20 protein-coding genes are annotated in these 24,059 nt (G+C 52.5%); 6 read left to right on the top strand and 14 right to left on the bottom strand.

Annotation, left to right across the window (positions count from 1 at the left end):
- Nucleotides 1–602: transposase (locus IX84_RS13660; RefSeq protein WP_044217932.1), on the top strand; the 602-nt coding region annotated here is incomplete at its 5' end.
- A 67-nt stretch (nt 603–669) separates the two neighbouring features.
- Here IX84_RS13660 and IX84_RS13655 read toward each other — a convergent pair.
- The 7 genes from IX84_RS13655 to IX84_RS13625 all read right to left on the bottom strand — a co-directional run bounded on the left by IX84_RS13655 (nt 670) and on the right by IX84_RS13625 (nt 9,031).
- Complete coding sequence (locus tag IX84_RS13655) at nt 670–1,521, bottom strand: lycopene cyclase domain-containing protein (protein ID WP_081968755.1); 852 nt, start codon at nt 1,519–1,521, stop codon at nt 670–672.
- Nucleotides 1,522–1,524: 3 nt separating this feature from the next.
- Nucleotides 1,525–2,361, bottom strand: a complete 837-nt coding sequence (locus tag IX84_RS13650) for a phytoene/squalene synthase family protein (protein ID WP_044221590.1) — start codon at nt 2,359–2,361, stop codon at nt 1,525–1,527.
- Nucleotides 2,362–2,460: 99 nt separating this feature from the next.
- Nucleotides 2,461–3,936, bottom strand: a complete 1,476-nt coding sequence (locus tag IX84_RS13645) for a phytoene desaturase family protein (protein WP_044221587.1) — start codon at nt 3,934–3,936, stop codon at nt 2,461–2,463.
- A gap of 113 nt (nt 3,937–4,049) precedes the next feature.
- The gene (locus IX84_RS13640; protein ID WP_052516001.1) at nt 4,050–5,540 is read right to left on the bottom strand and encodes a serine hydrolase domain-containing protein; all 1,491 of its coding nucleotides are present in this window, start codon (nt 5,538–5,540) and stop codon (nt 4,050–4,052) included.
- A gap of 29 nt (nt 5,541–5,569) precedes the next feature.
- Nucleotides 5,570–6,457: a universal stress protein gene (locus tag IX84_RS13635; RefSeq protein ID WP_044221584.1), complete on the bottom strand. Its 888-nt coding sequence runs from the start codon at nt 6,455–6,457 to the stop codon at nt 5,570–5,572.
- Between the two features lie 233 nt (nt 6,458–6,690).
- Nucleotides 6,691–7,983 carry a serine hydroxymethyltransferase gene (gene glyA, locus IX84_RS13630; protein WP_044221579.1) on the bottom strand — a complete coding sequence of 431 codons (1,293 nt, stop codon included), beginning with the start codon at nt 7,981–7,983 and terminating at the stop codon, nt 6,691–6,693.
- 130 nt (nt 7,984–8,113) lie between these two features.
- The gene (locus IX84_RS13625) at nt 8,114–9,031 is read right to left on the bottom strand and encodes an alpha/beta hydrolase (RefSeq protein ID WP_044221575.1); all 918 of its coding nucleotides are present in this window, start codon (nt 9,029–9,031) and stop codon (nt 8,114–8,116) included.
- Nucleotides 9,032–9,320: 289 nt separating this feature from the next.
- Between IX84_RS13625 and IX84_RS13620 the strand changes: the two genes are divergently transcribed.
- Nucleotides 9,321–10,988, top strand: coding sequence for a purple acid phosphatase family protein (locus IX84_RS13620; protein ID WP_052516000.1), 1,668 nt, complete (start codon nt 9,321–9,323; stop codon nt 10,986–10,988).
- A 33-nt stretch (nt 10,989–11,021) separates the two neighbouring features.
- Nucleotides 11,022–11,996 (top strand): polyprenyl synthetase family protein, encoded by a 975-nt coding sequence (locus IX84_RS13615; RefSeq protein ID WP_044221571.1) that lies wholly within the window; start codon nt 11,022–11,024, stop codon nt 11,994–11,996.
- 87 nt (nt 11,997–12,083) lie between these two features.
- Here the strand turns inward: IX84_RS13615 and IX84_RS13610 are convergent, their stop codons facing one another.
- Genes IX84_RS13610 through IX84_RS31005 form a run of 4 tightly spaced genes read right to left on the bottom strand, consistent with a single transcriptional unit; the run spans nt 12,084 to nt 16,038 of the window.
- Nucleotides 12,084–12,371, bottom strand: a complete 288-nt coding sequence (locus IX84_RS13610) for an FG-GAP-like repeat-containing protein (RefSeq protein WP_152605052.1) — start codon at nt 12,369–12,371, stop codon at nt 12,084–12,086.
- A 14-nt stretch (nt 12,372–12,385) separates the two neighbouring features.
- Nucleotides 12,386–13,768 carry an alpha/beta fold hydrolase gene (locus tag IX84_RS13605; RefSeq protein ID WP_081968753.1) on the bottom strand — a complete coding sequence of 461 codons (1,383 nt, stop codon included), beginning with the start codon at nt 13,766–13,768 and terminating at the stop codon, nt 12,386–12,388.
- Between the two features lie 57 nt (nt 13,769–13,825).
- A complete protein-coding gene (locus IX84_RS13600; RefSeq protein ID WP_044221563.1) occupies nt 13,826–15,100 on the bottom strand; it encodes an aminotransferase class V-fold PLP-dependent enzyme in 1,275 nt (424 codons plus the stop codon).
- Nucleotides 15,101–15,144: 44 nt separating this feature from the next.
- A complete protein-coding gene (locus tag IX84_RS31005; protein WP_052515999.1) occupies nt 15,145–16,038 on the bottom strand; it encodes a helix-turn-helix domain-containing protein in 894 nt (297 codons plus the stop codon).
- A 177-nt stretch (nt 16,039–16,215) separates the two neighbouring features.
- Here IX84_RS31005 and IX84_RS13590 point away from each other — a divergent pair, with 177 nt between their 5' ends.
- The 3 genes from IX84_RS13590 to IX84_RS13580 all read left to right on the top strand — a co-directional run bounded on the left by IX84_RS13590 (nt 16,216) and on the right by IX84_RS13580 (nt 21,394).
- Nucleotides 16,216–16,836, top strand: coding sequence for an HAD family hydrolase (locus IX84_RS13590; RefSeq protein WP_072013659.1), 621 nt, complete (start codon nt 16,216–16,218; stop codon nt 16,834–16,836).
- Between the two features lie 451 nt (nt 16,837–17,287).
- Nucleotides 17,288–20,413 (top strand): glycosyl hydrolase, encoded by a 3,126-nt coding sequence (locus tag IX84_RS13585; protein ID WP_044221558.1) that lies wholly within the window; start codon nt 17,288–17,290, stop codon nt 20,411–20,413.
- A gap of 81 nt (nt 20,414–20,494) precedes the next feature.
- Nucleotides 20,495–21,394: a helix-turn-helix domain-containing protein gene (locus IX84_RS13580; RefSeq protein WP_044221555.1), complete on the top strand. Its 900-nt coding sequence runs from the start codon at nt 20,495–20,497 to the stop codon at nt 21,392–21,394.
- Nucleotides 21,395–21,402: 8 nt separating this feature from the next.
- Here IX84_RS13580 and IX84_RS13575 read toward each other — a convergent pair whose 3' ends face one another.
- The 3 genes from IX84_RS13575 to IX84_RS13565 all read right to left on the bottom strand — a co-directional run bounded on the left by IX84_RS13575 (nt 21,403) and on the right by IX84_RS13565 (nt 23,621).
- The gene (locus IX84_RS13575; protein WP_044221553.1) at nt 21,403–22,095 is read right to left on the bottom strand and encodes a thioredoxin family protein; all 693 of its coding nucleotides are present in this window, start codon (nt 22,093–22,095) and stop codon (nt 21,403–21,405) included.
- Between the two features lie 10 nt (nt 22,096–22,105).
- Nucleotides 22,106–22,678 carry a TlpA family protein disulfide reductase gene (locus tag IX84_RS13570; RefSeq protein WP_044221549.1) on the bottom strand — a complete coding sequence of 191 codons (573 nt, stop codon included), beginning with the start codon at nt 22,676–22,678 and terminating at the stop codon, nt 22,106–22,108.
- A gap of 130 nt (nt 22,679–22,808) precedes the next feature.
- Nucleotides 22,809–23,621, bottom strand: coding sequence for a prohibitin family protein (locus IX84_RS13565; protein ID WP_044221545.1), 813 nt, complete (start codon nt 23,619–23,621; stop codon nt 22,809–22,811).
- Nucleotides 23,622–24,059 lie beyond the last annotated feature (438 nt).

Below are 24,059 nucleotides of genomic sequence, written 5' to 3'. Positions count from 1 at the left end.
GAGATGCCGAATTCGACGGCTGCGAGTTGCAACAGTCTTGTTTGGCTCACGGTTGGGAGTACGTGCTAAAAACGGCGAAGGATACTTTGGTAGCCGATCATCCGAACATGGAGAATGCTTCGGCTTTTGGCCATTTGGCCGCAAGTATCGGTCAAAAAAGCTTGTTCCTGCCCCAAATGTATGTGACTAAGCAAGGGTTTGGGCCAGTCAATGTCTTGTTCTGGCATGACCGGACCCGATATGACCGACCTTTGTATCTGTTGACCAGCTTGGAATATGGCCCGCAAGCCGAAACATATTACCGAAAGAGGTATCACATTGAAACCTTTTTCGGCGATATCAAATCTCGCGGATTCCACATTCATAAAACCAGGATTGAAGAGCCTCAAACCTTGTTCAATCTCTTGATCGTGGCTAGCCTGGCTTTCATCATCTGTATCTTGTTCGAGTTTGATGCCCGAACCTCAGCCCAGTTGGGCAAATTCTGCCGTAAAGACCGAATCGATAGCTTGTCCGTGTTTCAGATTGGACTGAGGGCTGTCCGATTTTATGTCAGGCATGCTATGAATCTTTCTTTCCAATTTTCAAAGAACTTCCCGTGAAATAAAAGTGTACGGCAATGAAATATAATACAATAAATAGGTGGTTAATAGTTCCAAGGATCACTTTTTACCGCCAGCGCTCGAACAACGTCACCACGCCAAACATCAGCAGGAAGCCGTAGACGGAATCATCCAACGGTACAGAAGTGATGCGAATGCCCAGGTATTCTTCCGGATTGTAAATGACCACCGGCTGCTCAGTATAGCCACCAGTCAGCACGCCATTCACAATCAAAAACGGGATAAGGGCAACCAGGTAGGACAGGTAGAAACGGCTGCGGTAGGTGCCGTCCAGAAAGAGCCAGTGGTAGAGGATAAAGCCGCCGGTGAGCAGAAAGGTTGTGGTGGTATACAAATGCCCCCAGTACAGCAGCCCTGTGAGCAGGAAACCGAAGCCCATGAGCGGCGTCAACCAGGATTCTGCGCGCGCGAGCAGGTCTTTTTTGATATAAAAATTCAGGCATTCATAGATGAATACACAGGCGAAAGGCACTGTAAAGAAAAACAGCCACTCTTCCACGGGCAGGTGGAGAAAGCGGATATTGGCAAAGTAACGCTCATTGAAATTCCAGACGCCCTGAGCGGTGAAGAACACATCCCAGGCGATAAAGAGCCCGCCGACAATCACGATAGCCGGAATCAATGGCTTCCACTTGCGGTAGTAATGCACGTTTTTGTCGAAACTCAAGAGAAAGACCGGTACGAATGTAAAAATATGCAGGTAGAAATACGCCCACTTTGTTTCCAGCCAGGGCAAACGGGTTACCTCCGGTACCTGCATCAGGTAATTGTCGGGGAGAACCAGGTCTGTAGCCCACTGCCAGCCTACAAGCAGCAGAGGGACCAACACCACAATAGCCTGCAAAACGGGACGCACCCGGGCCTGAACCCGGGAAGGCTGAGAAACAACTGAATCCATAATCTACAATAAGTTCAGGCTGTTGCGCAGGGCCGAACTGAACAAAAGAACGGCTTTGCGCCGGTTAGGTACCCGGATACGCTCCTGCGTGACCCGGTCGGCCGGCGCCGAACGGATTTTCTTAAACAGATTAGTGTAGTAAATGTAAGCCAGGTAAACCCCGAACCGTGCGCCTTCGGGAAGCTGTACGATGCCCTTGTAGGCATCATCGAAGTCTTTCTTGATATCCGCTTCGATTTCGAGCTTGTCCTGCTGACAGAACCGCGTGTAGTCCACACCCGGGAAGTATACCCGTCCGCGCTCGTCAAAATCGCTTTTCATATCCCGAAGGAAGTTGATCTTCTGGAAAGCAGAGCCCAGGCTGCAGGCCGGAGCCTTGAGGCGTTCGTACTGCTCATCGTCGCCCTCCACAAAGACCCGCAGGCACATCAGCCCCACCACCTCAGCAGAGCCATAAATGTACTTTTTGTACAGACTGTCATGGTAACGGTCAAAGTGCAGGTCCATCTCCATGCTATCCAGAAAGGCATCAATCAGTTCCCGCTCAATCTGATACTGATGCACGGTTTCCTGAAAGGCATGCAGCACCGGGTTGAGGCTGATGCGCTCTTCGATAGCCCGGTAGGTATCCTCCCGGAAACGGTCGAGGAGTGCCTTCTTGGGAAAATCGTGGAAGGTGTCCACAATTTCATCCGCAAAGCGCACAAAGCCATACACGGCATAAATAGGTGGCCGGAACCGCTTGTCGAAGACGCGGATACCCATGGAAAAGGAGGTGCTGTAGCGGTTCGTGATGTGCTTACTGCACTCCTGGCAAACCTTGTTGTACAATTCCATCATAACGTTATCGGTTTTGCAATCCGGTGCGTAGGCTGATAAGCTCTTTTCCCATTTGCCAGCGGGCGCAGCTTACGGCTAAGAATACGCACATTTTAATTGCTAAGGTTTCACAGCTTTAAAAATTTCATTGGCTACCACGCTGCCTGAGATCAGGGAAGGCGGTACGCCCGGGCCCGGTGTAGTCAACTGTCCGGTATAGTAAAGGTTGCTGACCTTCTTGCTCTTGAGCTTTGGCTTTAGGAAAGCAGTTTGGAACAGCGTATTCGCCAGCCCGTATGCATTCCCCTTGTAAGCATGGTAATCCTTTTCAAAATCCCGGTGGGCAAAAGCCCGCTTGTAGACAATATGCTTACGAATTTCCTGCCCGGTCAGATCTTCCAGACGGTCCATTACGATGTTAAAATAGGTCTCGCGCTTCTCATCTGTATCCTCCAGATTGGGCGCCAGCGGTATAAGGACAAACAAATTCTCTTTACCCTCGGGTGCTACACTGGGGTCGGTGACTGATGGTGCACAGACGTAAAACAGCGGATCGCTCGGCCACTGTGGCTGATCGTAAATTTCCACAGCGTGCTTCTTGAAGTCAGCATCGAAGAAGAGGTTGTGGTGGTGCAAACCTTCGATCTTTTTATCAATCCCCAGATAGAACAACAAAGAAGAAGGCGCCATCGTGCGCTTATCCCAGTATTTTTCATTGTACATGCGGTGCTCAGGCTGCAGCAGCTGTTGCTCCACATGGTGGTAGTCGGCACCACCCACTACGATATCAGCTTCATACTCGCCGTTTTGGGTAATGACCTTGGTGGCATGCCCGTTCGGAACGTAAATATGCTGGACTTCCTCATTGAGCTTGATTTCCACGCCCAGCTCTTCCGCTACGCTCACCATGCCCTCCACTATCTTGTGCATACCGCCCATAGGGTACCAGGTGCCCAGAGCCATATCGGCGTAGTTCATCATGCTGTAAAGCGCAGGCGTATTTTCAGGCGTTGCCCCCAGGAACAAGACTGGGAACTCCAGCAGCTGAATCAACTGCTCGTGCCTAAATAGCTTGCGGATATGTTTGGAAATAGAAGTGAACATCTGCAGGCGGAAGAGGCTCATCAGGATGCGGGTGTCCGCAAACTCCATAATGGAATGAGAAGGTTTGTGCACAAACTCGTTCATGCCCACCTCATATTTGTACTGCGCTTCTTTGAGGAACTGCCGGAGTTTTTGACTGCTGCCCGGCTCGTAATGCTCGAACATGGCTTCCAGCTCTTCCATTTTGGCAGGGACTTCCATGCTGTCCCCTTTACCAAAGATCACCTCATAGGAAGGGTCAAGGCGCACCAATTCGTAATAGTCGGAAGGTTTCTTACCGAACTGTGCGAAGTACTGCTCAAACACATCCGGCATCCAATACCAGCTCGGCCCCATATCAAACATGAAGCCGTCCTGCTCAAACTTGCGGGCACGTCCGCCCGGAATGCTGTTTTTTTCTAAAATAGTAACCTTATACCCTTTTTGGGCAAGATGGGAGGCTGCGGAGAGCCCTGCAAACCCTGATCCTATAACGATAACTTTCTTTGCCAAGACTACTTTTGGTTTGGTGACAAGGGAGAAACAGCAACCCCGTTTTTTTGTTTAAGCATTTTTGACAGAAAGCTTACTTAACTTTAACAAAAGTACGCTTCTCCGATCCGCTATTACTCCCGCTGCCCGGTAATCACTTCCAAATCCCGCCTGCCCAGCAGTGCCTGATGGAGATCCGTTTTCATTGTGAGCTTATCTCCCTCGAAATTAAAGGTGTAAGTTACCCGGGCGGGAGAATGGTAAAGGTACACCCTGGCTTCATAAGCAGCCGGACTGACCCAGCCCCCATGAGCGGCGACCTCCGGCTCCAGGTTTTCGGTATAAGGCAGGGGGTGCGCAACCACGCCTTTGCGGTAAGCCGCTTTCCCCACCCAGAGGGTATCGTTGCCCGTCTTGGTTTCGAATACCAAGTAAGGTTCTTCTTCCTGTAAATGGAAACGGACAGTCCCCAGGCCGGCATTATTGTCTTTCATCCGGTAGGCCCAATCCTTAGCCTCGACTTTAACGCCATCAGAAGCCACCAGGGGTAATTTTAAATGATTGAGGCGCTCCCGGAGCTCCGCGTCCTTTTCCGGCTGGGAGAACAGCGGCTTATCTTTCATGCCAGGCAGCAAAGTTTCCCAAACCACCTGCAACAGGCGGTGCATATCCGGTGTGCCGGAAGTAATGGCGATCACCGCATCCTGCTCCGGCATCACAATACAGTACTGCCCGCAGGCTCCATCTCCGCGGTAGGCATTGTGCCGGCATTGCCAGAATTGAAAACCATAGCCCTGTGCCCAGTCATTAGCAGGGTCACTGCCGTTGGACACTTGCTTTGAAGTTGCCATTTCCACCCAGTCTCCGGACAAAAGCTGCTCGCCTTCCCACTTCCCTTTTTGCAAGTAGAACTGCCCGAACTTTGCAATGTCTTCCGTACGTACCTGCAGGCCCCAGCCGCCGGTATTGACGCCATCGGGGCAGGTCTTCCAGTCTGGCTTAGGAATACCGAGTGGTTGAAACAGACGTGGCTCCAGATAGTCCACCAGCTTTTCGCCTGTGGCGCGCTGTAAAATGGCAGAGAGCATATAAGTGGCCATACTGTTGTACCGGAAATGAGTACCGGGCATAAAGTCCAGCTCAGTGCCCAGAAAGAACTGTGCCCAGTCCTCTGTGGTAGCATCCGGCCATCGTTCTTCTGCATGACCGGTATTCATCGTCAGCAAATCGCGGATGCGCAGTTGATTCCAGTACTGGTGTGGCTTGCCGATGGTTTTGTCCGGAAAGAAGGAGACCACCAAATCGTCCAGCGTCAGTACCCCCTCCTGAACGGCAAAGCCAATAGCGGTAGAGGTGAAGCTTTTGCTGAGCGAATGCATGATATGGGGCGCCTCCCGTTCGTACGGTGCCCACCAGCCTTCGGCTACCGAATAGCCATGCCGGACAATCATGAAGCTGTGCACCGCATCGAGCTCCGCTTCCACCCGGTCAATGAAGGACAGAATGGAATCCGAAACCACGCTTTGCGCTTCGGGGGCACTCTTTGGGAAGTAAGCGGTGGGCTGAGCCAGGAGGAGCGTGCACCCAGTCAGCAGCAAAAGGGAAAAGATGTAGCGTTTTACCATCAGTTTAAGCTTTTTGGTGAAGTTAGCGCCTAACGGACAATGAGCAGCGGTTGCCCCTCAATACTCTGAGCAAGCCGCTCCGTCACAGAACCAAATAGGAACGTCTCGAAGGGGGTATGCCCTTTTGCCCCCATAACCAGCAGTGAATCCTGTTGGTCAGCAGCATAGCGGATGATGTGAGCAGCCAGATTATTCCGGTTGTTTTCCTGAAATACATCCACAATATCATCATCGGCAATGCCCTGAGCATCCCGAAATTTTCCGGCCGCCAGCCGGGCTGACTCCATAAGCATGCCCAGGTAGCCGCGATCGGGTGAAGAACGGTTATAGTAATGCCCTGGCGGCAGGTCAACGATATGCAGGCTGTGTACGGGCTGCCCCTTCATTGCGCGGCTGAGGGCCAGGGCAGCATGCAGGGCGCGGGCAGCATTCTCAGAGAAATCATTAGGGACGACAAGATTGGCAATTTCAGCACCAGCACCATCGGGTACCAGCAATACCGCCGCATGCACATTGCGTGCCACACGCTTAGCCGTAATACCGCTGCCTTCACTCAAACGCTTTTTGCCCATGACCAGCAGGTCTGCCTCTTTGATTTTTGTCCAGTGCAGCAATTTCTCATAGGGTTTGCCCTCCCGGACTTCAATATCGATGTCCAGCCCGGGCGCTTCGCCAAAGACCTCTTCCACACGGGCCTTAATCGCCAATTCTACCCGCTCATCCACCGGAGACTCCGGGGCAAACCGCTTCTGAAAATCCAGGTCAGGGTGGGACGGCTCCGTAAAGTCAGGCATAATGTGCAGTGCATACAGTTTTTGGATACCCAGTGCCTGGTAGTGTTGCGCCAGGAACTGCAGCAGTTGCAGGTCCATTTCTGACAGATCTAATGCCACAAGGGCGCGCTTGAATGCTAGCATGTCGTTGGTTTTGGTTAGATACTTGGTTCCTAAAGGTACAGCAGGATACCACAATTTCATAATAGGCTTTACCGGGCTTCATGCGCAATGAAAATTAGCAATCAGGCCATTGATAATGGTCACTTACGAAAGCTTTCTAACGGAAAGCGCCCGGCGTGGGCAAAGCCAGCCAGGCACTTTCAGATTTAGAGTCTTAGATATTCCCAGTAGTGTGGGCAAAAATGGTGTTTGTTCTAGCCAATGGTGGCGTCTGCCACCTCGTATAAGGAGAATTGAGCCATGAAGGTATTGACTTCCTGCCGGATTTCCGCAATCAGGCTGTCGTTTTCCGGATTGGTAATGACCGTATCGATCCATCCCACCACTTTTTCACAATCGGTTTCCTTAAGGCCGCGGGTGGTTACCGCTGCTGTGCCTACCCGTATGCCGGAAGTAACAAATGGCGATTGTGTATCGAAAGGTACCATATTCTTATTGACGGTGATGTCTGCCGCTCCCAGTTTCTGCTCTGCCACCTTACCGGTCACGCCTTTGGAGCGCAGATCAATCAACATAAGGTGGTTGTCAGTTCCACCGGAAATCAGTTTGTAGCCTTTCTCCACAAAGACCCGAGCCATGGCCTGCGCATTCTTAACGACCTGCTCCGTGTACGTTTTGAAGCCGGGCTGCAGCGCTTCGCCGAAAGCCACCGCTTTGGCGGCAATGATGTGCTCAAGCGGACCGCCCTGCATGCCAGGGAAGACTCCGCTGTTAAGGATAGCCGACATTTTGATCGGATTGCCCTTTTTCGTTGTACGGCCCCAGGGGTTGTCAAAGTTTTCGCCCATCATGATGATGCCACCGCGTGGCCCACGCAGGGTTTTGTGAGTGGTAGAAGTTACGATGTGGCAGTGGGGCATGGGGTTATTGAGCAAACCAGTCGCAATCAGCCCGGCCGGGTGGGCAATATCCGCCAGCAGCAAGGCGCCTACCTTATCCGCAATGGCCCGGAAGCGCGCATAATCCCAGTCACGGCTATAGGCCGAAGCGCCGCAGATAATCAGCTTAGGCTTTACTTCCAGCGCTTTCGCCTCTACCTTGTCCATGTCAATAAGCCCGGTATCCTCCTCCACACCGTAGAAATGCGGGCGGTACACCTTACCGGAAAAATTGACCGGAGAGCCGTGAGACAAATGGCCACCGTGCGCCAGGTCAAAGCCCAGAATCGCATCACCAGGCTGCAGAATAGCGAGGAAGACGGCAGCATTGGCCTGTGCACCGGAGTGGGGCTGCACGTTGGCATAAGCAGCTCCAAAGAGCTCCTTGAGCCGGTCAATAGCCAGCTGCTCGATCTCATCCACCACTTCGCAACCACCATAGTAGCGCTTGCCGGGATAGCCTTCCGCATATTTATTGGTCAGTACGCTCCCGGCGGCTTCCATCACCTGCGGGCTCGTAAAGTTTTCAGAGGCAATCAGCTCAATACCGTGCTGCTGACGGCGCAGCTCTTTTTCTATGAGGTTAAAAACGGTTGTATCTTTCATGATGTCGCTATACGGTTTTGAAAATCAGCGGATGCTGGTTTGGCGTTCTGCCGCAAAGGTAAGCCCTTTGCAAATAAGAATAAAATCGAAGCCTGTTTTTGACCGGATCGTGTTTTTTCCCGGCTTACGATCCCTAATCACGGCAGAAGACCTGTCCTTTGGGAGCGTTCTTATCCCCTTTTTGAAAAATCAGGTGGTTTTGAAAGTGCGCCCCGTCCAGCACCCGATTGATGAAATCAGCCACCCGCTCCTGATCCTTATAAAAGTAAGCTCCGGCAAAACCATGCCCGCCTCCGCAAAAGGAATGCAGTTCGACATCCGCACCAATATCGCGGTAGCGTTCATAGATCGAGTGCGAACCGAAGAGCATTAGCCATCCGGTGGCGTCTGTGTCGCAGTAATGATGGGCAGCGGTACCGTAAGGCACGAGCGGGTCGACAGTGCCATGAAAAAGCAATGCCGGAATCGCCGTTTTTGGCGTTATCCCATTCATATCCATGATCGCACCGGCACCTCCAATCAGCCCGGCGTACTGAAAACGACTGGGCAAAGGATCACCGTAAAGCTGCATGACCGAACGGTCCCAGAAGGCGGCATGCAAGACCGTCTCTGCCCCGGCACTGCTCCCGGCAATAAAAATTTTGGACGGATCGATTCCGTACTTATCCGCCTGCCCGGTCAAAAAGGCAGTGGCCTGCCAAAGCTGATTGGCTGCCAAACGAATCGCCTGAATCTTTTCTGAAAGGATGCCATCGCAGCTAAAGCTTTTGTCTTTCATGTAGAGGGTGTAGGTAATCGTTGCTGCTGCAATGCCCTTTTCCGAAAGGTAGGCACACAGCTTGTGCCCTCCGGCCCGGTCTCCACCCGAAAAACCACCGCCGTGCACATAAATCAGCAATGGCTTAAGTACGGGCGAAGGCGTTTCCGGCAGGAAAAGATCAAGCTCCAGCGAAAAAGAATCTGTCTCAAAATAAGTAACCGTCGAGTAGCGCTGCCGGGCTTGTACCAGTAACACCAGGCAAGTCAGAAGTAAGGTAAGTTGCTGTTTCATGGCTGAATTTTAAATTACGATCCCGAAATGTAAGCCTTTAGTACCAGCCCTGCGAATGAATTCCGGTATGATTTACTTGCTGAACGGGCGGCAAGAGGGGCGGTAAAACTAACTTTTCGTGCCTCAACTGGCTTTTTTCATCGTCTCTCATCATTTTTTGCAACTGAAAACCGTTACAGCAGTATAAACAATAACGGTGCTGGCCGGATTTATTTCCGGGATTAGCCCAATGCCTATACCTTTGGCACATAATATACTGTTCCAGAGCGACTGAAAAAATCAACCATAGATGCGTGTAACCCATCATCTGCCTTACTTATTGCTATTGACTTTCGTATTGTCCGCGGCTACTGAGCTGATGGGGCTGACTGCCCGCTATCGTTGTATGTGGCGCGACGATCCGGCTACCACGATGGTTATTGGCTGGGATCAGGTCTCCGGTACCAATCCGGTCCTGCATTTTGACGAAATCGACTACGGCGGGCAGGCCAATGCCTATCGTTACCGCAAAGCCCCGGACCGCTTTATCAGGGCAAAGGGCATGCAAAACCAATTTGTACGCCTGACCGGGCTCAAGCCTAATACGGTGTACTATTTTGTCATTCAGGATAGTGAAGGGATGAGCAGGCGCATGTCGTTTAAGACCACGCCTAACAACCCGAATCAGCCCTTGTCCATCATTGCCGGGGGCGACTCCCGGAATAACCGGCAGGCAAGGGTGACCGCCAACCGTCTCGTCAGCAAACTGCGCCCTCACTTCGTCATTTTTAATGGGGACATGACCGGCGGAGACACCAACGAAAACTGGCGCGACTGGTTTGATGACTGGCAGGAAACCTTCGGTAGTGATGGGCGGTTATTTCCAATCGTAGCCTCCCGGGGCAATCACGAGCGGGAAAACGCCTCCATTACAGAGCTGTTCGATGTTCCCAGCATTGATGTATACTATGCGCTAACCTTCGGGGGCGACCTTTTCCGTTTGTATACCCTCAACTCGATGATCGCACCTGCCGGCAGTCAGGCCATCTGGCTGGAAGGAGACTTGGATGCCAATCAGCAGGTGACCTGGAAAATGGCACAGTATCACCACGGTATGCGCCCCCATACACAGCGAAAGCCCGAAAAAGATGAGCTCTACAACAACTGGGCCAGATTATTTTATACCTACGAAGTAGATCTGGTCCTGGAGTCTGATGCACACGTGGTCAAAACCACTTACCCTATCCGGCCTTTCCGTGGTGTGGGCAGTGAGGAAGGCTTCATCAGGGACGATGAGCGTGGAACCGTATACATCGGGGAAGGCTGCTGGGGCGCGCCTCTCAGGAATTCCGATGATGCCAAACAATGGACCCGGGCGCATGGCAGCTTCAATCAATTCAAGTGGATATTCGTTATGCCGGACCGGATGGAGGTCCGAACTGTAAAAACAGATGAATCCCTAAATGTGGCGGAGGTGAGCCATAATAACCTCTTCGAAATTCCTCTCGGGCTTAACATCTGGACGCCCCCCACAGGAGATGTAGTCTACATTCAAAATAACAAGGTGGCTCAAACCTCCCGTCAACCGATACGGGATGCTGCACGCGAAAGCATTCAGGACCGGCAGGAAGAGCGGCTGGCAGACAACAACCCTGCGCCATCCGAAACCGTTGCTCCTCCGCCACCTGCCCAAACAGAGCCTTCTGACCCCAATGACTGGTCGCCCTACACCAAGGTAATGCCCGATGCGCAAAACTTTGTCATTGTTAAGTTTACCATGCCCCGGCCGGGCCCGGTTGCTGCGCAGCTCATTAACCGGGATTATGCTATTCAGGACCGGTTCAATATACCTGCGGAACAAGCAGGTGAACGCGTCAAGAAATTTCCGATTAATGCGTCGCTACCAGAGGGGGAATATTTGCTCATCATTCGTAGCGGTAAGGAGGTACTCCGGAAATATCAAGTGGTCAAACGATGAAGTTTTGTAGTTTTGGGCAGTAAAACCAAGTCCATGGCCACATCCTTAGAAGCGATAAAACAACCGATCGAAGAAGAGCTGAACCACTTTGAAGTGCGCTTTCGGGAAGCTATGCGCAGCCCGGTTTCCCTGCTCGATAAAATCACTTACTACATCGTTCGCCGAAAGGGCAAGCAGGTCAGGCCTATGTTTGTCTTCCTCTCTGCCAAAGTTTGCGGCACCGTGGGCGACTCCACCTACCACGCGGCGTCCCTCGTAGAACTGCTGCATACCGCAACACTCGTCCACGATGATGTGGTGGACGACTCCTTTGAACGCCGGGGCTTCTTTTCCGTCAATGCGCTTTGGAAAAACAAAATCGCCGTCCTCGTCGGCGACTATTTTCTTTCGCAGGGGCTGCTGCTCGCCCTGAAGAACAAAGAGTACCGCCTGCTGGAAATCGTCTCCAACGCCGTCAAAGCCATGAGCGAGGGAGAGCTGTTGCAGATTGAGAAAGCCCGCCGGTTGGATATCAAAGAGGAAATCTACTACGATATCATCCGCCAAAAAACGGCTTCCCTGATTGCTGCTGCCTGTAGCGCCGGGGCGTCCTCCACCGTGCAGGATGATGAACAAATTGAAAAAATGCGCCTCTTCGGAGAGAAGATCGGCATTGCGTTTCAAATCCGCGACGACCTCTTTGACTACGGAACGGATGACGTAGGCAAACCCCTGGGCATAGACATCAAGGAAAAGAAAATGACCCTGCCTCTGATCTATGCACTGGACCAGGCACCCAGAAAGGACCGCAAGCACATCATCAACAGCATTAAGCGGTACAGCGACCAACCGGAGAAGGTGAAGGAAGTCGTCGACTTCGTACGGCAAAGTGGCGGCCTCGATTATGCAAAGGAAGCTATGTTGCGCTATCGGTCAGAGGCGTTTGAGCTGCTGCGGACCTTCCCGGAAACGCCTTCCCGGCAGTCGCTGGAGGACCTGGTGACTTTCGTTACGGAGCGGAAGCGATAAAAAAAGCCCACGCCGAAGCGCAGGCTCGAAACCACTCTCTTGCCGGGCTTTCCGAAGAAAGTCTGACACTATGAAAACTGTTACGTCTTAGCTGTCTTCCCCGGGGAAATTATCTGAAGTATCGTACTCCGGCAGCATCCGCTCCGGATTGAGCGTGAAATGCCCGCTCCCGTCGTTAAAGAAAATCAGGTTTTCCAAGGCTTCGCCCGCCAGGACGAGGTCCAGGTCACCATCTCCATCCAGATCTGCGCTTTCCACATCCATCGTAGCGCCGCTGGTAAATGCGGCAGGCATCTGATTCGTGGCATCCACATAGTTTTGGGCAAATAAGCCCAGGGGCATCAGCAATTTGACACCTAGACAAATACGCATCATACTTTTCTTTTAGGTTAGCGGTTTTTTCCCATTACACTATTCATCCAATTGAGCAGGCCATCTGCAAACTGATCATTAAAGTTGTTCTGGTAGTACGCTGCCCGGACCTCGCTCTGCCCGGTGGCAAAATCCAGCTGTTCTTCAAAATTGTCCATTTTGAGCAGGGAATGATTGGTCTTTTCGATGAGCTGAAACGTACCATTGCCAGGGCGCTCCCGGTTGATCAAGGCGGCCAGTTGCTTTGCACCCCGGTCATCAATCGCAGCCAGGTCGTATTCTCCGTACATGGCCAGCACCGGGCAGTCCACCCTTTGCCATTCGGCAGGCAGGTTTTTCCGATCCAGGGTTTGCCAAAAGGAGTAATGCCTTCCAAAACAATGATCCTGGCCATCATAGGACATCAAACCGGCAAAAACAGCCCGGTCTTCATCGGTCTTCAGGAACTCAGCAGGAGCTAACTCATCATCAAAGTAAGCATTCAGCAGGTGCCGGCCAGCCTGCAAATCTGCCATTGCCTGCCCGAGGTCTTCGCCCATGCGTATACGCTGGTCCCAGTGGATGTCAAACATATAGTCCTTCCATGGCTTGAGCACGAAACCGTAAGCCATTACGCCGGCAGGTTGGAACTCAGCCGCAAGGAAGGGCGCCACTACTCCGCCCAGGGAGTGCCCGTAAAGGAATAGTTGTTCCGTATCAATGCCGTCCTGCTTCAGCAAAGCCTTATATCCAGCTTTAAATGCTAACAGCTCCGCATCAAAATCTATGCTTTCACAGTCCGGTGTGCCGGCGCTATCCCCCACCCCGGGCTTTTCCACCCGGAATACGGCATAGCCATTGGACACCCATTGGTTAAACAACTTACGCATCGGGCTATGTGGGCTACCATGCTCTACGGTTTGACAGGTGTAGCCCTGCAGGAAATAGATGACCGGAAATGGACCATCTCCTTGCGGTTTTTCGAGGAAAGACCGCAGGTGCCCCCCACCATAGGGCACCTCACCAAAGTCGATAGTAGCCCCCGGAGCCAGCGGGAGCGGACGGGCACCCATAGGGCCTGTTTGTGTCAGCTTACGGCCGTCTCTGATGGTAGTCAGGACAACTTCCTCCCCAGCGCTGAGTTCACCTAGCTGGGCTACAATACCGGCCGGGCTTTCCACCGCTTCACCATTGACCTCAAGGACCAGGTCGCCTTCTGCTATTCCAATTGCTTCGGCGGCAGACCCCGGCATCACCTTCGCCACTTTTATCCCCTTTGGAGCATCCATGCCCACCTTAAGCGCTTCCGTTGCACTTAGGGCTGCAGGATAAATGCCCAACGTACCAGAACGTTTGAGGTGCTGTGCCTGCAATACTGTAACACTCAGGACGAGCGCACACCATAGTAACCCTATTCTCATGACTTCCTTTTTCAACAAAGGTAGCCGCTCAACTAAAGCCGGGGTTGCACTAAATTGCTAATTAGACCACACATAGTCTTTAATGGCAAACACCAGGCGGTCCAGGTCTTCCGTGAGCGTGTAGACATTGGGCGTGATGCGCACCCCATTGATGCCTTCCCATTTGATGGGGACGGTATGGATTTTGTATTTCTTGAAAAGATGGTCATAGAGTTCCCCGGCATCACGGTTTCCAAACCCGACATTAGCAATCGCCCCCGCCAAGTCCGGGTTTTCGGGCGTGTAGCTCCGGAAGCCCGGCAGGTCCCGCACCTGATCCAGCCAGTAGGTGCGCAGGTATTTCAGCCGGGCCTCTTTACGGGCGCTGCCAATGAGTTTATGAAACTGCACGGCCTGCCCGATCGCCTGCTCAATGGCAAAGGAACGGGTGCCCAGGTGTTCGAACTTGCGGATATCACTGCTGTCCGGCTCAGGGGCTGCGAATAAGGGATAGATGGTCTCAATTTTAGGTTGGCGCACATAGAGCAACCCACTACCGAAGGGGGCACAGAGCCATTTGTGCAAACTGGTGCCCAGGTAATCACACTGCAGTTCCTCCACCTTAAAATCCAGGTGTACGAAGGAGTGAGCAGCATCTACCATAACGTCGATACCCCTTGCCCGGGCCTGCTCCGCGATAGTACGCACCGGCAATACCTGCCCATTCCAGTTGATCATATGCGTCAGGTGGACAACACGGGTTTTATCCGTAAACTGACTGATGTAACGCTCGGCGATGGCGCTTTCCTCTTCCATCGGCAGGTCCAGGTCGACCCATTTGAGGACGACCCCATCCCGGTGGGCCCGCTGTTTCCAGGCATTCATCATATTAGGATAGTCGTACTTGCTCAGCACCACTTCATCTCCAGCCTTCAGCTGTAGTCCAAAAATGACGGTCTCAAGGGCTTCTGAGGCGTTCCGGTTGATGGCCACTTCCTCCGGGCTGCTGCCCAGCAAGCCAGCTAACTGAGCCCGCAGGGGTTCCCGCCCGTTGTCCAGAATACGCCACATGTAATAGGAGGGCGCTTCGTTGCTCAGGCGGTTGTAGCGTTCCACGGCTTCCTGTACTACTTTTGGTGAAGGGCTGACGCCGCCGTTGTTAAGGTTGAGGATGGTTGGAGATACGGTATAGGCTTGCTGGATCAGCCGCCAAAAGTCCTCATCGGTGGCATCTGGTTGCCGGGCGAGCGCTTCCAGCAGCGCTTTACCGGAATCAGACTGAAAGAAAGGCAGCGTAGCCAAAGTACCAGCGACGGTGCCCATATGAGAGAAGAACTTCCTTCGGGAGTGCATAGTATACTGGGATTTTCAGACAATATACACAAGAGGACGGAAAATCATGGGCATTGTGCCCGAAAACGAGAGGGAGATTCGCCCGCAAGGCGTTTAAAGGTCCGGCTAAAATACTGAAGGTCGCTAAAACCGCACTGTGCAGCAACGTCGGTTACACTCAGGTGAGGCTGGCGAAGCAAGGCCTTGGCCTGACGAATACGCTCCTGCTGCATAAACTGATTTGGGGAAAGCCCGAACGCCTGCCGGAATGTCCGGATAAAATGGAACTCCGATAAAGCCGCCTCCCGGGCCACTTCACTGACCAGCATGGGCTGGCTGAGGTTGTCCAGCATGTAGGCCTTTGCAATGGTCAGCCGCTGATGCAGTTCCTCCCGGGTGGCACGGCGCTTGGCAGGGATCGCGAAAACTTCTTTTCCGACCTGATATTCTTTGCGGACCACCGCAATGGCCAGTTGCTCGAACAGGGTATCATTATTTTGAGACAAAGCATGAGGGCCCTGAATCAAATTCCGGACGATGGATTCGATAGGAGAATGCCGGACAGAATAAGTCCGCTGACGCACCTCGAAGGTCTCTGCTGAGGCCTGCCCCTCCAGCAATTGTTCAGCAGACTGCCCGAGCAGGGATTGCGCCTGGCTGACCTGTTCCGGATCGATGTACAGGCAAAGCCCTTTTACGGTTTTGCGGGACCGCACGAAAGCCGTAACCTTCTGCTGATGGTTGACCATTAGGAATTGCCCGGCTTTAACATGATGCAACTGCCCATCTACTTCATACTGTTCTTCCCCTTCCTGCACATACTTAATTCCAATGCCCTGACTTGCCCGGCAGGAGACCCAATCCTGAAGATCTGAATAAACCACCCGGTTGAGAGGGTTATACCCCGTTTGGAATGCTTTAAAGCCCTCTGCTCTTACAAACTGTGGATCTAACTTCATCTTGTTTATTTGGTCACTTTACTAACGACACCGATTCATTGAGCTGCCCTGCAAGACAAAAGATGAAAAAATGCCCGCTACCAGACAAAACACAGGAAATCCGGAAGGTGAGATCCGAATACCCGATCTATTTCAGGCGGTCTAAATATTCCTATCTTGCGGCAATAAAGCTAATCTATGAACCCACCACCAATGGATACGATTATTTTCGACCTTGGGGGCGTCCTGATCGACTGGAACCCCCGCCATTTATTCCGTAAGCTCTTTGAGGAAGAGCAGGAGATGGAGCATTTTCTGGAACATGTTTGCACAGGCGACTGGAATGAGCAACAGGACGGCGGGCGCCCGTTTGCCGAAGCAATAGCCTTGAAAACAGCTGAATTTCCTGAATACGAGCCGCAGATCAAAGCCTTCTTTGAACGGTGGCCAGAGATGCTCGGCGGGCCGATTGAGGGCACCGTCTCCATTCTTGAGCAAATCCACCGGGAAAAGCGTTACCGCCTGCTCGCCCTCACCAACTGGAGCCATGAGACCTGGCCGGTCGCCTGGGAACGCTATGGTTTTTTGAAATACTTTGAAGACATTCTGGTATCCGGAAAGGAAAAGCTCAAAAAACCCGACCCCAAAATCTATCACCTGCTGCTGGAGCGCAACGGTGTCCGCCCCGGACAAGCCCTTTTTATCGATGACAGCCACCGGAATGTACAGGCTGCCCGACAGGAAGGCATACGCACCATCCACTTTACCAACCCAACGGCCCTGCGCACCACCCTTCAGCAGTTTGGAGTGATCCACTAACCTGGTGCAACATTTCCGTGTTATTATACGTAAAAACCAGACATAGCGGCAAGCTTAACAGTGGAAAACACATCATTAATGACTTCTATGCTTATATTTAGCCGCAAACACTAGCAAAAGCTGGACCTAGTGGTCTGTCAAGTGTTAATTTATGGGTTGAGTGGGAGCGAATTTTGAGGCTAATCAAGGCGGATGTTCCCGCGCATAGCAGCGCTACGCAAGGGGTTATCCAACGAAGAGTAGCCTCAAAAGTCGCCGCAGGCGACCCCTAGTTTTAGCCTTGACAGACCACTAGCTCAGCTTTAGAACAACATTCAGCATACTTTGAGAAGGCAGTGCCAAACAGGGGAGTAACCTAAGCACTACCGAAAAAACACATACGGTGAGAAAACGATCTACGGGAAAGCGTGCCCTTACCCCCCATAGTCCTTTCATAACTAAACGCATAGGTATGAAACAATTCCTGGTATGGGCCACGCTAATTTTCCTATCCGCACAAGCCTTAGCACAGCCTCAACAACTCGTCCGGCAAAAGCTGCTGGAGGGCCTGTCCTGGCGCAACATTGGCCCCTACAGAGGTGGCCGCTGCGTTGCTGTTGCCGGTGTGCCCAGTTACCCTCTGCGCTTTTACATGGGCACTACAGGCGGGGGCATCTGGAAGACAGAGGATGCCGGCCAGAGCTGGGACAACTGCTCGGATGGCTTCTTTAATACCGGCTCCATAGGCGCCATTGCGGTAGCGCCTTCTGACCACAATACCATCTACGCAGGCACAGGAGAGCATCCGGTCCGGGGTGTGATGACCAGTGCCGGAGATGGCGTGTATAAATCACAGGACGGAGGCCGCTCCTGGCAATACCTGGGCTTGAGGTATGCCCGCCATATCTCTGCTATTGTGGTCCATCCGAGATATCCGGACATCGTCTACGTAGCCGTACAGGGCGCGGTACATGGCCCCTCTGAGACCCGCGGCGTGTACCGGAGTATGGACGGCGGCATGTCCTGGCAGAAAACCCTCTTCATCAACGAAACAACCGGCGCTGCCAGCCTGAGCATAGACCCTTCCAACCCCAGAATACTGTACGCCGGTATGTGGGACCACCTGCGCTCACCCTGGAGCATACGGAGTGGTGGCGAAGGATCCGGCCTTTACCGCTCCACAGATGGCGGGCTGAACTGGGAAAAACTGGGCGAAGGCCTGCCTGAAGAAATGGGCAAGGTAGGGGTGTGTGTCGCTCCTTCCAACCCGGCAAAAGTCTACGCCGTAATTGAGGCTGAAAACGGAGGCGTGTACCGCTCTGAAGACAGGGGGGAGCACTGGGAGCTCGTCAACAATCAGCGGGTCACCGTGGCCCGGGCCTGGTACTACACCAAAATCACAGTGGACCCCACCGATGAGGAAACAGTGTATGTACTCAATGCACCTTTGCTGAAATCTAACAACGGAGGAAAAGACTTTACCAGTATTTCCAATCCGCATACCGACCAGCACTCCCTGTGGATTAACCCGCGTAACCCGGAAATCATGGTGCTGGGCAACGATGGAGGGGCAACTGTGACTCTTAACGGCGGCAAAACCTGGTCTTCCCAATACAATCAACCCACCGCTCAGCTATACCGCATCGCGACTGACAACCGCTTCCCTTACTACATTTATTCGGGGCAGCAGGACAATACCACGATTGCCATTCCCAGCCGGACAGCCGATGCGGGTATTACGGACCGCCACTGGTACCCGGTTGCAGGGGGCGAAAGCGCATTCATCGCCCTTGATCCCGACAATCCCAAACGGGTCTACGGCGGCAGCTATCAGGGCAACCTTTCGGTTTATGACCAGGAAACAAAACTGACAAACGACATTATGGCTTACCCGGCCCTGCGCCTCGGCAAAGCGCCCAAAGACATGAAGTACCGCTTCAACTGGAATGCCCCGCTGCTGGTGCAACCCAAAAAACCAAATGTACTGCTGCATGGTGCCAATGTGGTACTGCGTAGTGAAGATGGCGGGCTTTCCTGGACAGAAATCAGCCCTGACCTTACCCGCAACGAACCGGAGAAACAGGGACAAGGCGGTGGTCCCTACACCAACGAGGGCGCCGGGGGCGAAAACTACAATACCCTCAGCTACCTGGCTTACTCCCCACATGAAGCGGAAGTCATCTGGGCAGGTAGTGATGACGGCCTGTTGCACCTGACTACCGATGACGGTGAAAACTGGGTGGACGTCACTCCGCCCAATCTCGGAGAGGCTTACATCAACTGCATCGAAGTGTCTCCTCACGACCCCGACCGGGTCTATGTGGTGGCGATGAAGTATAAATTTAACAACTTCGAGCCCCTAGTATATCTGTCTGAGGATAAGGGAGCAACCTGGCGAAAAATTACCAGAGGTATAGACGCGGAACACTTTATTAGAGTCGTTCGGGAAGACCCTGTTCGTCCCGGCCTGCTCTATGGCGGGAGCGAAAGAGGCTTCTACATTTCTTTTGACAACGGGCTGCGCTGGCAGTCCTTTCAGCTCAACCTGCCCGTGTGCCCGATTACTGATTTGAAAGTGCAGGGCAATGACCTCATCGCTGCGACTTCGGGCCGTTCGTTTTGGATTCTTGATGGGCTATCCCCCCTGCGGCAAATTGAAGACAATATTATACAGCGCGCCCACCTTTTCGGGCCGGAGCCTGCCATCCGCTACCTTGCCGACCTGCCGGATGAGCCGGTATACGGCCTTGGAGAAAACCCTCTCAATGGTATGCAAATTGCTTATTACCTGCCTGAAGCCCTGGACAGCTTCCGGCTACAACTGGAGGTACTCGATGCTTTTGGCAATACGCTTCGGACCTTCACCAATGAAGCACCTGAAACCGCAGACAGCTACGAAGGCGGGCCCAAACCGGAACCCACCCTGCCCGCCTGCCGGGGGCTCAATGTTTTCCACTGGGACCTAAGGCGGGAGCCTATGCCTGGCGTGCCCAATGTTTTCATTCTGGGAGACTACAAGGGCAGCCTGGTCCCGCCCGGACAATACAGTATCCGGCTGACCACCCCCTATGGGGTGCTGAAAAGCGATGCTGTCCTACAGGCAGACCCCCGGCTGAAGGCTCCTCAGGAGGCTTATCTGGCCCAACAGGAATTACTGCTGAGCATTGAGTCGGCGGTCCGTGAGGTCCATCAGTCGATACAACATATGCGCAACGTCAAGCAACAGGTTAAGCAGCTACATGCCAACCTTAAGCAAATTGACTGCACCCAGGAAATTCTGGATGCCGGCGAGCACCTTATCAACCGGATTACGGCCTGGGAAGACAATCTTATTCAGCCGAAGCAGGAAACCCATCAGGATGTGATCAACTACCCCAATCGGCTGAGTGCAGAACTAATGGACCTGAAAGCCAGGATCGACCATCCTAAACCGGTGGTAACGAAAGGAGCTCTGCTGCGGCTGGAGCACCTTTTGCAACAGTGGGCTGGCATGAAAAAAGAAATGCGGAAAATCACCAAAGATGACATTTCCGCTTTCAACGAATTGTATAAGACTTATCAGATACCTGCCATTATGCTACCGCTGGGGGCAGAATAGAAAAGCTGGCGGCTCTTTCCAACCGTTGCTTGCGAAAAAAGCTATTTTAGCAACGTTGAAAATGATGGAGACCTATTCACCATGTCAGAACCCAAGAGCTTTAATATTGACGAGCTGCGCTGTAATGCCTTCACCCGGGCAGGCAAACATTTTGACCTGGCCCGGCACGAGGTTTTCATGTCTGAGACGGACGGGTTTGCCTACCCCCACCGGCACAACTATTACATGCTGCTGCTCGCCACTTCCGGCAACGGCAGTCAGCTGATCGACTTCAAGGCCTATGATGTCAAGCCGGGGCGCCTCTTCCTGATGTCACCAGGAATGATACATGCCTGGGAACGGGATGAGGGGCTGAAAGGATATGTACTGTTCTTTACGGCCGACTTTTTCACACAGCGCTACAACATGAATAAGCTGTATGAATTTCCATTTTACTCTTCCAGCTATGAGCATCCGTTTGTGGATTTGGATGAGCGGAATCACGAAGCCTGCTGCACCCTGCTCGAACAGATGCTGGCAGTGTATCACGAAAACAAGACCGGGATGATGAGCATGCTGCGCTCTTATGTGAATGTCATCCTTTGCCGGGCACAACAGGTTTACGAAGACCGGTTTCAAGCTAACCCAAGCGAAACGCCGCAGCTGAGGGATATCATACAGCGGTTTGAGCAGCTGATTGATCTGCACTACAGCGAGACGAGGCTGGTAAAAGACTATGCGAAGTTGCTGCACCTCACGCCTAACTATTTAAATGCTGTTGCGAAGGAGAAGACAGGGCAATCGGCCGGCCACCTCATCCGGCACCGGGTGATGCTGGAAGCTAAGCGCATGCTGGCTCACGAAAACCGGACGGTCGGTGAAATCAGCGATGCGCTTAACTTTAAGGATGCGGCTTATTTCTGCCGCTTTTTCAAGAAGTACGAAGCCACTACTCCGGAGCGCTTCCGTAAGCAGCTCTTCTCCAGAGCCGGGCATCGGTAAGTGAAAGCTTAAGCCTTAATGCCACAGCCTACCGCTTTAGTTACAGGCGGATGGGGCGTTTCATTTTTCATCAGGGCATTGATGGCATTCTCCAGGTATTTTTCTTCTACGCCTTCAGGGTCGCGCACGCTGTCATCAATAGCACCGTGGTACTTGACATAGCGGTCGGCATCCAACAGAAATACCTCAGGCGTTTTGGTGGCGCCATAAACAGGGTATACTTCCTGCCCTTCGTCAAAGAGGTAAACGAAAGGGTAATCCATTTCCTCTGCCCGCTCCTGCATCGCCTCGAAACTGTCGCCCGGCTGAATGGCAGGGTCGTTGGGCTGAATGGCTACTACCGGATAGCCCTGCGGGGCATACTTGTTGTGCAAGTCAATAATGCGCTGCTCGCTCGCTACAGCAAAAGGGCAGGTATTGCAGGTGAAGATAACGACATAGCCCTTTGGAGCAAGGCCATTCGCATCTTTGATACCGGCAAGGCTATAGGTCTTTCCGTCTACATTTTTGAGCTCGAAGTCAGGTGCCTGCTCGCCAACGGCAATGCCTTCAGCACGCTGAGATACCGTTTTGGCTTCAGGTTTGGTCTCGGTGGCTTCCGTCGTTTCCGTATTCGCGGCTTGCTCTTTTCCGGCTTCGGTGGCATTGCCGCAAGCGGTTAGCAAAAGCCCAAGCAACAGGGCAGTCATCAGGTGTTTCATGGTCAAAGTGTTATGGTTGATAAATGGTATTGAGTTCCTGTTCCAGCTCTTCCAGGCTGTGCACCGCTTCTCCAACGAAGTGGCGGTCCTTGCCCCGGTAAAAAAGGGTAGCCGGTATGGCGCCACTCCATTCCGGGGAAACCCGGTCGATCCAGTCATTGTACTTGCCATCCAGCAGTACGGCTACCAGTGGCTTAATCTCCCGCTCTTCAACGAAGGGGACAAGGCGGGATTGCAACTGAGCCGGAAAATCAAGGCTGATGAGCAATATTCGAACCGGTTGGTCGGCATATTTTTTGCTCAGTTCTATGAAGTAAGGCAACTCCTTAACGCAGGGCTTACACCAGGTGGCCCAGAAGTTGACTACGTAAGTGGTATCGTTATTCAGCGCCAGTAAGGGCGCTATATCTTCAAACTTTGGATAAACGGGGATGCCCGACAAAAGGCTGTCCGCCTCCGGATAGTCTTCGTAAACGGCGGCTTCTTCTTGCTGATCAGAGGTATTGCTGCTTGTTTCTTGCTGCTCTGAGACACCACACCCGCCAGTCAGCAGCAATATCGCGAGCATCAGTCCTGTTTTCATGATTGTTGTTTTTCCATACTTACACTTTGAGAAAACGGTGGCGGGCGTAAAGGGTTTAAAAAAAGAGTGCCGCATACACGGCACCCTTCCAAAATAGTAATTAGTATGAAATCACTTGGTTCTTACAACCTTAGTTCTTGAGCGTGCTTTGCAGCGCGCCCGGCTGCTGCGGGTCCATCAGCATAGGCATATCCCCGTCGGTGATAATGACCTTGGTATTAGGAGATTTGGCCAGCTCTAGGAATGCTTCGATGGACTTGAACTGCAGCACGTTGGGGTCGAGCCCCTGCGAGATGATGTTTTGCGCATCCCGGATACCTTCGGCTTCGATACGGCGGCGCTGCGCTTCCTGCTGTGCTTCCTGCAGGACGAACTCCATACGGAGCGCGCGCTGTTCGGCTTCCAGCTTCTCCTCGATCGCCCGGGCCAGGTTGGCGGGCAGCTGTATGCTCTTAATCAGCACCGCTTCGATGAGGATCCCGCGTTCTTCTAGCAGGCCCGCCATCTGATCGCGGATCGCCACTTCGATGGTTGCACGCTCGCCGGTGTGCATGTCCTTGGCGAAGTAACGGGCAGTAACGTCGGAAACCGTGGACCGGAAGACGGGAAGGATAACATTGTTTTCATAATTCCGCCCAATTTCCCGGAGCAGATCAGGTGCTTTGTTTGCCTTTAGATTATACAGGATAGAAATGTCGGCCCGGATATTGAGCCCTTCTTTGGAAGGCAGGTTGAGGCTGACCTCCATATTTTCGGTTTGGACCGGCACTTTGACTACCGTAGTGGTGAAGGGGTTGAATACCCGAAGCCCTTCGGTATATGGCCGGTCAGCATACTTCCCAAAAGTGCGCTTGACGCCGACCTCTCCTTGCTTTACTACGGTACAGCTGGTCGTAAGCGCGGACAGCGCCAAGCACATCATTAAAAACAGGAAATTTTTCATAGCCATTAATTTTAAGGTGATCAATAAACCATAACATTGATGATTTAGTACCACAGGACGCGTTTCGTGAGCCCAAACGAAAGCCATCTTTTCAGCAAAACTAGCTTTATTGATAGCTTTACTATAAAAACAAAGCAAACTGAGCTTGGTTCGCGAAAAAGCTACTTTTTTTGATAGCAATAAAATGGCTGGCCATTCTTCCGGGAGATGCTTTAAAGAAAGAGATATAGTATTACTATTAGGAAAAGAGGAGGCAAAAAAGCGGGCAGCAGGAATCCGGGGGGAAGCGCTACTGCCCTTGTGTTTCAACGTGCACAGCTAAAGTAAGGATAAATATGATATAGCGCAAGCGGCAGGCTTTATTTGTTCGCTCCTGCCAAAGCCACGGAAAATGTAGAAAAGCATTGTTTCGCCCGTTTTAGTGATCAACTATTTGAG

The sequence above is a fragment of the Phaeodactylibacter xiamenensis genome (assembly GCF_000759025.1).
GTDB classification, from domain to species: Bacteria; Bacteroidota; Bacteroidia; order Chitinophagales; family Saprospiraceae; genus Phaeodactylibacter; species Phaeodactylibacter xiamenensis.
This window is presented reverse-complemented; position numbering and strand designations above follow the sequence as displayed.

Excerpts from the sequence above, each read along its gene's own strand:
- IX84_RS13655 (WP_081968755.1), bottom strand. The coding sequence starts at position 1,521 with ATGGATTCAGTTGTTTCTCAGCCTTCCCGGGTTCAGGCCCGGGTGCGT.
- IX84_RS13650 (WP_044221590.1), bottom strand. The coding sequence starts at position 2,361 with ATGATGGAATTGTACAACAAGGTTTGCCAGGAGTGCAGTAAGCACATC.
- IX84_RS13640 (WP_052516001.1), bottom strand. The coding sequence starts at position 5,540 with ATGGTAAAACGCTACATCTTTTCCCTTTTGCTGCTGACTGGGTGCACG.
- IX84_RS13635 (WP_044221584.1), bottom strand. The coding sequence starts at position 6,457 with ATGCTAGCATTCAAGCGCGCCCTTGTGGCATTAGATCTGTCAGAAATG.
- IX84_RS13625 (WP_044221575.1), bottom strand. The coding sequence starts at position 9,031 with ATGAAACAGCAACTTACCTTACTTCTGACTTGCCTGGTGTTACTGGTA.
- IX84_RS13620 (WP_052516000.1), top strand. The coding sequence starts at position 9,321 with ATGCGTGTAACCCATCATCTGCCTTACTTATTGCTATTGACTTTCGTA.
- IX84_RS13615 (WP_044221571.1), top strand. The coding sequence starts at position 11,022 with ATGGCCACATCCTTAGAAGCGATAAAACAACCGATCGAAGAAGAGCTG.
- IX84_RS13610 (WP_152605052.1), bottom strand. The coding sequence starts at position 12,371 with ATGATGCGTATTTGTCTAGGTGTCAAATTGCTGATGCCCCTGGGCTTA.
- IX84_RS13605 (WP_081968753.1), bottom strand. The coding sequence starts at position 13,768 with ATGAGAATAGGGTTACTATGGTGTGCGCTCGTCCTGAGTGTTACAGTA.
- IX84_RS13600 (WP_044221563.1), bottom strand. The coding sequence starts at position 15,100 with ATGCACTCCCGAAGGAAGTTCTTCTCTCATATGGGCACCGTCGCTGGT.
- IX84_RS31005 (WP_052515999.1), bottom strand. The coding sequence starts at position 16,038 with ATGAAGTTAGATCCACAGTTTGTAAGAGCAGAGGGCTTTAAAGCATTC.
- IX84_RS13590 (WP_072013659.1), top strand. The coding sequence starts at position 16,216 with ATGAACCCACCACCAATGGATACGATTATTTTCGACCTTGGGGGCGTC.
- IX84_RS13585 (WP_044221558.1), top strand. The coding sequence starts at position 17,288 with ATGAAACAATTCCTGGTATGGGCCACGCTAATTTTCCTATCCGCACAA.
- IX84_RS13580 (WP_044221555.1), top strand. The coding sequence starts at position 20,495 with ATGTCAGAACCCAAGAGCTTTAATATTGACGAGCTGCGCTGTAATGCC.
- IX84_RS13575 (WP_044221553.1), bottom strand. The coding sequence starts at position 22,095 with ATGAAACACCTGATGACTGCCCTGTTGCTTGGGCTTTTGCTAACCGCT.
- IX84_RS13570 (WP_044221549.1), bottom strand. The coding sequence starts at position 22,678 with ATGAAAACAGGACTGATGCTCGCGATATTGCTGCTGACTGGCGGGTGT.
- IX84_RS13565 (WP_044221545.1), bottom strand. The coding sequence starts at position 23,621 with ATGAAAAATTTCCTGTTTTTAATGATGTGCTTGGCGCTGTCCGCGCTT.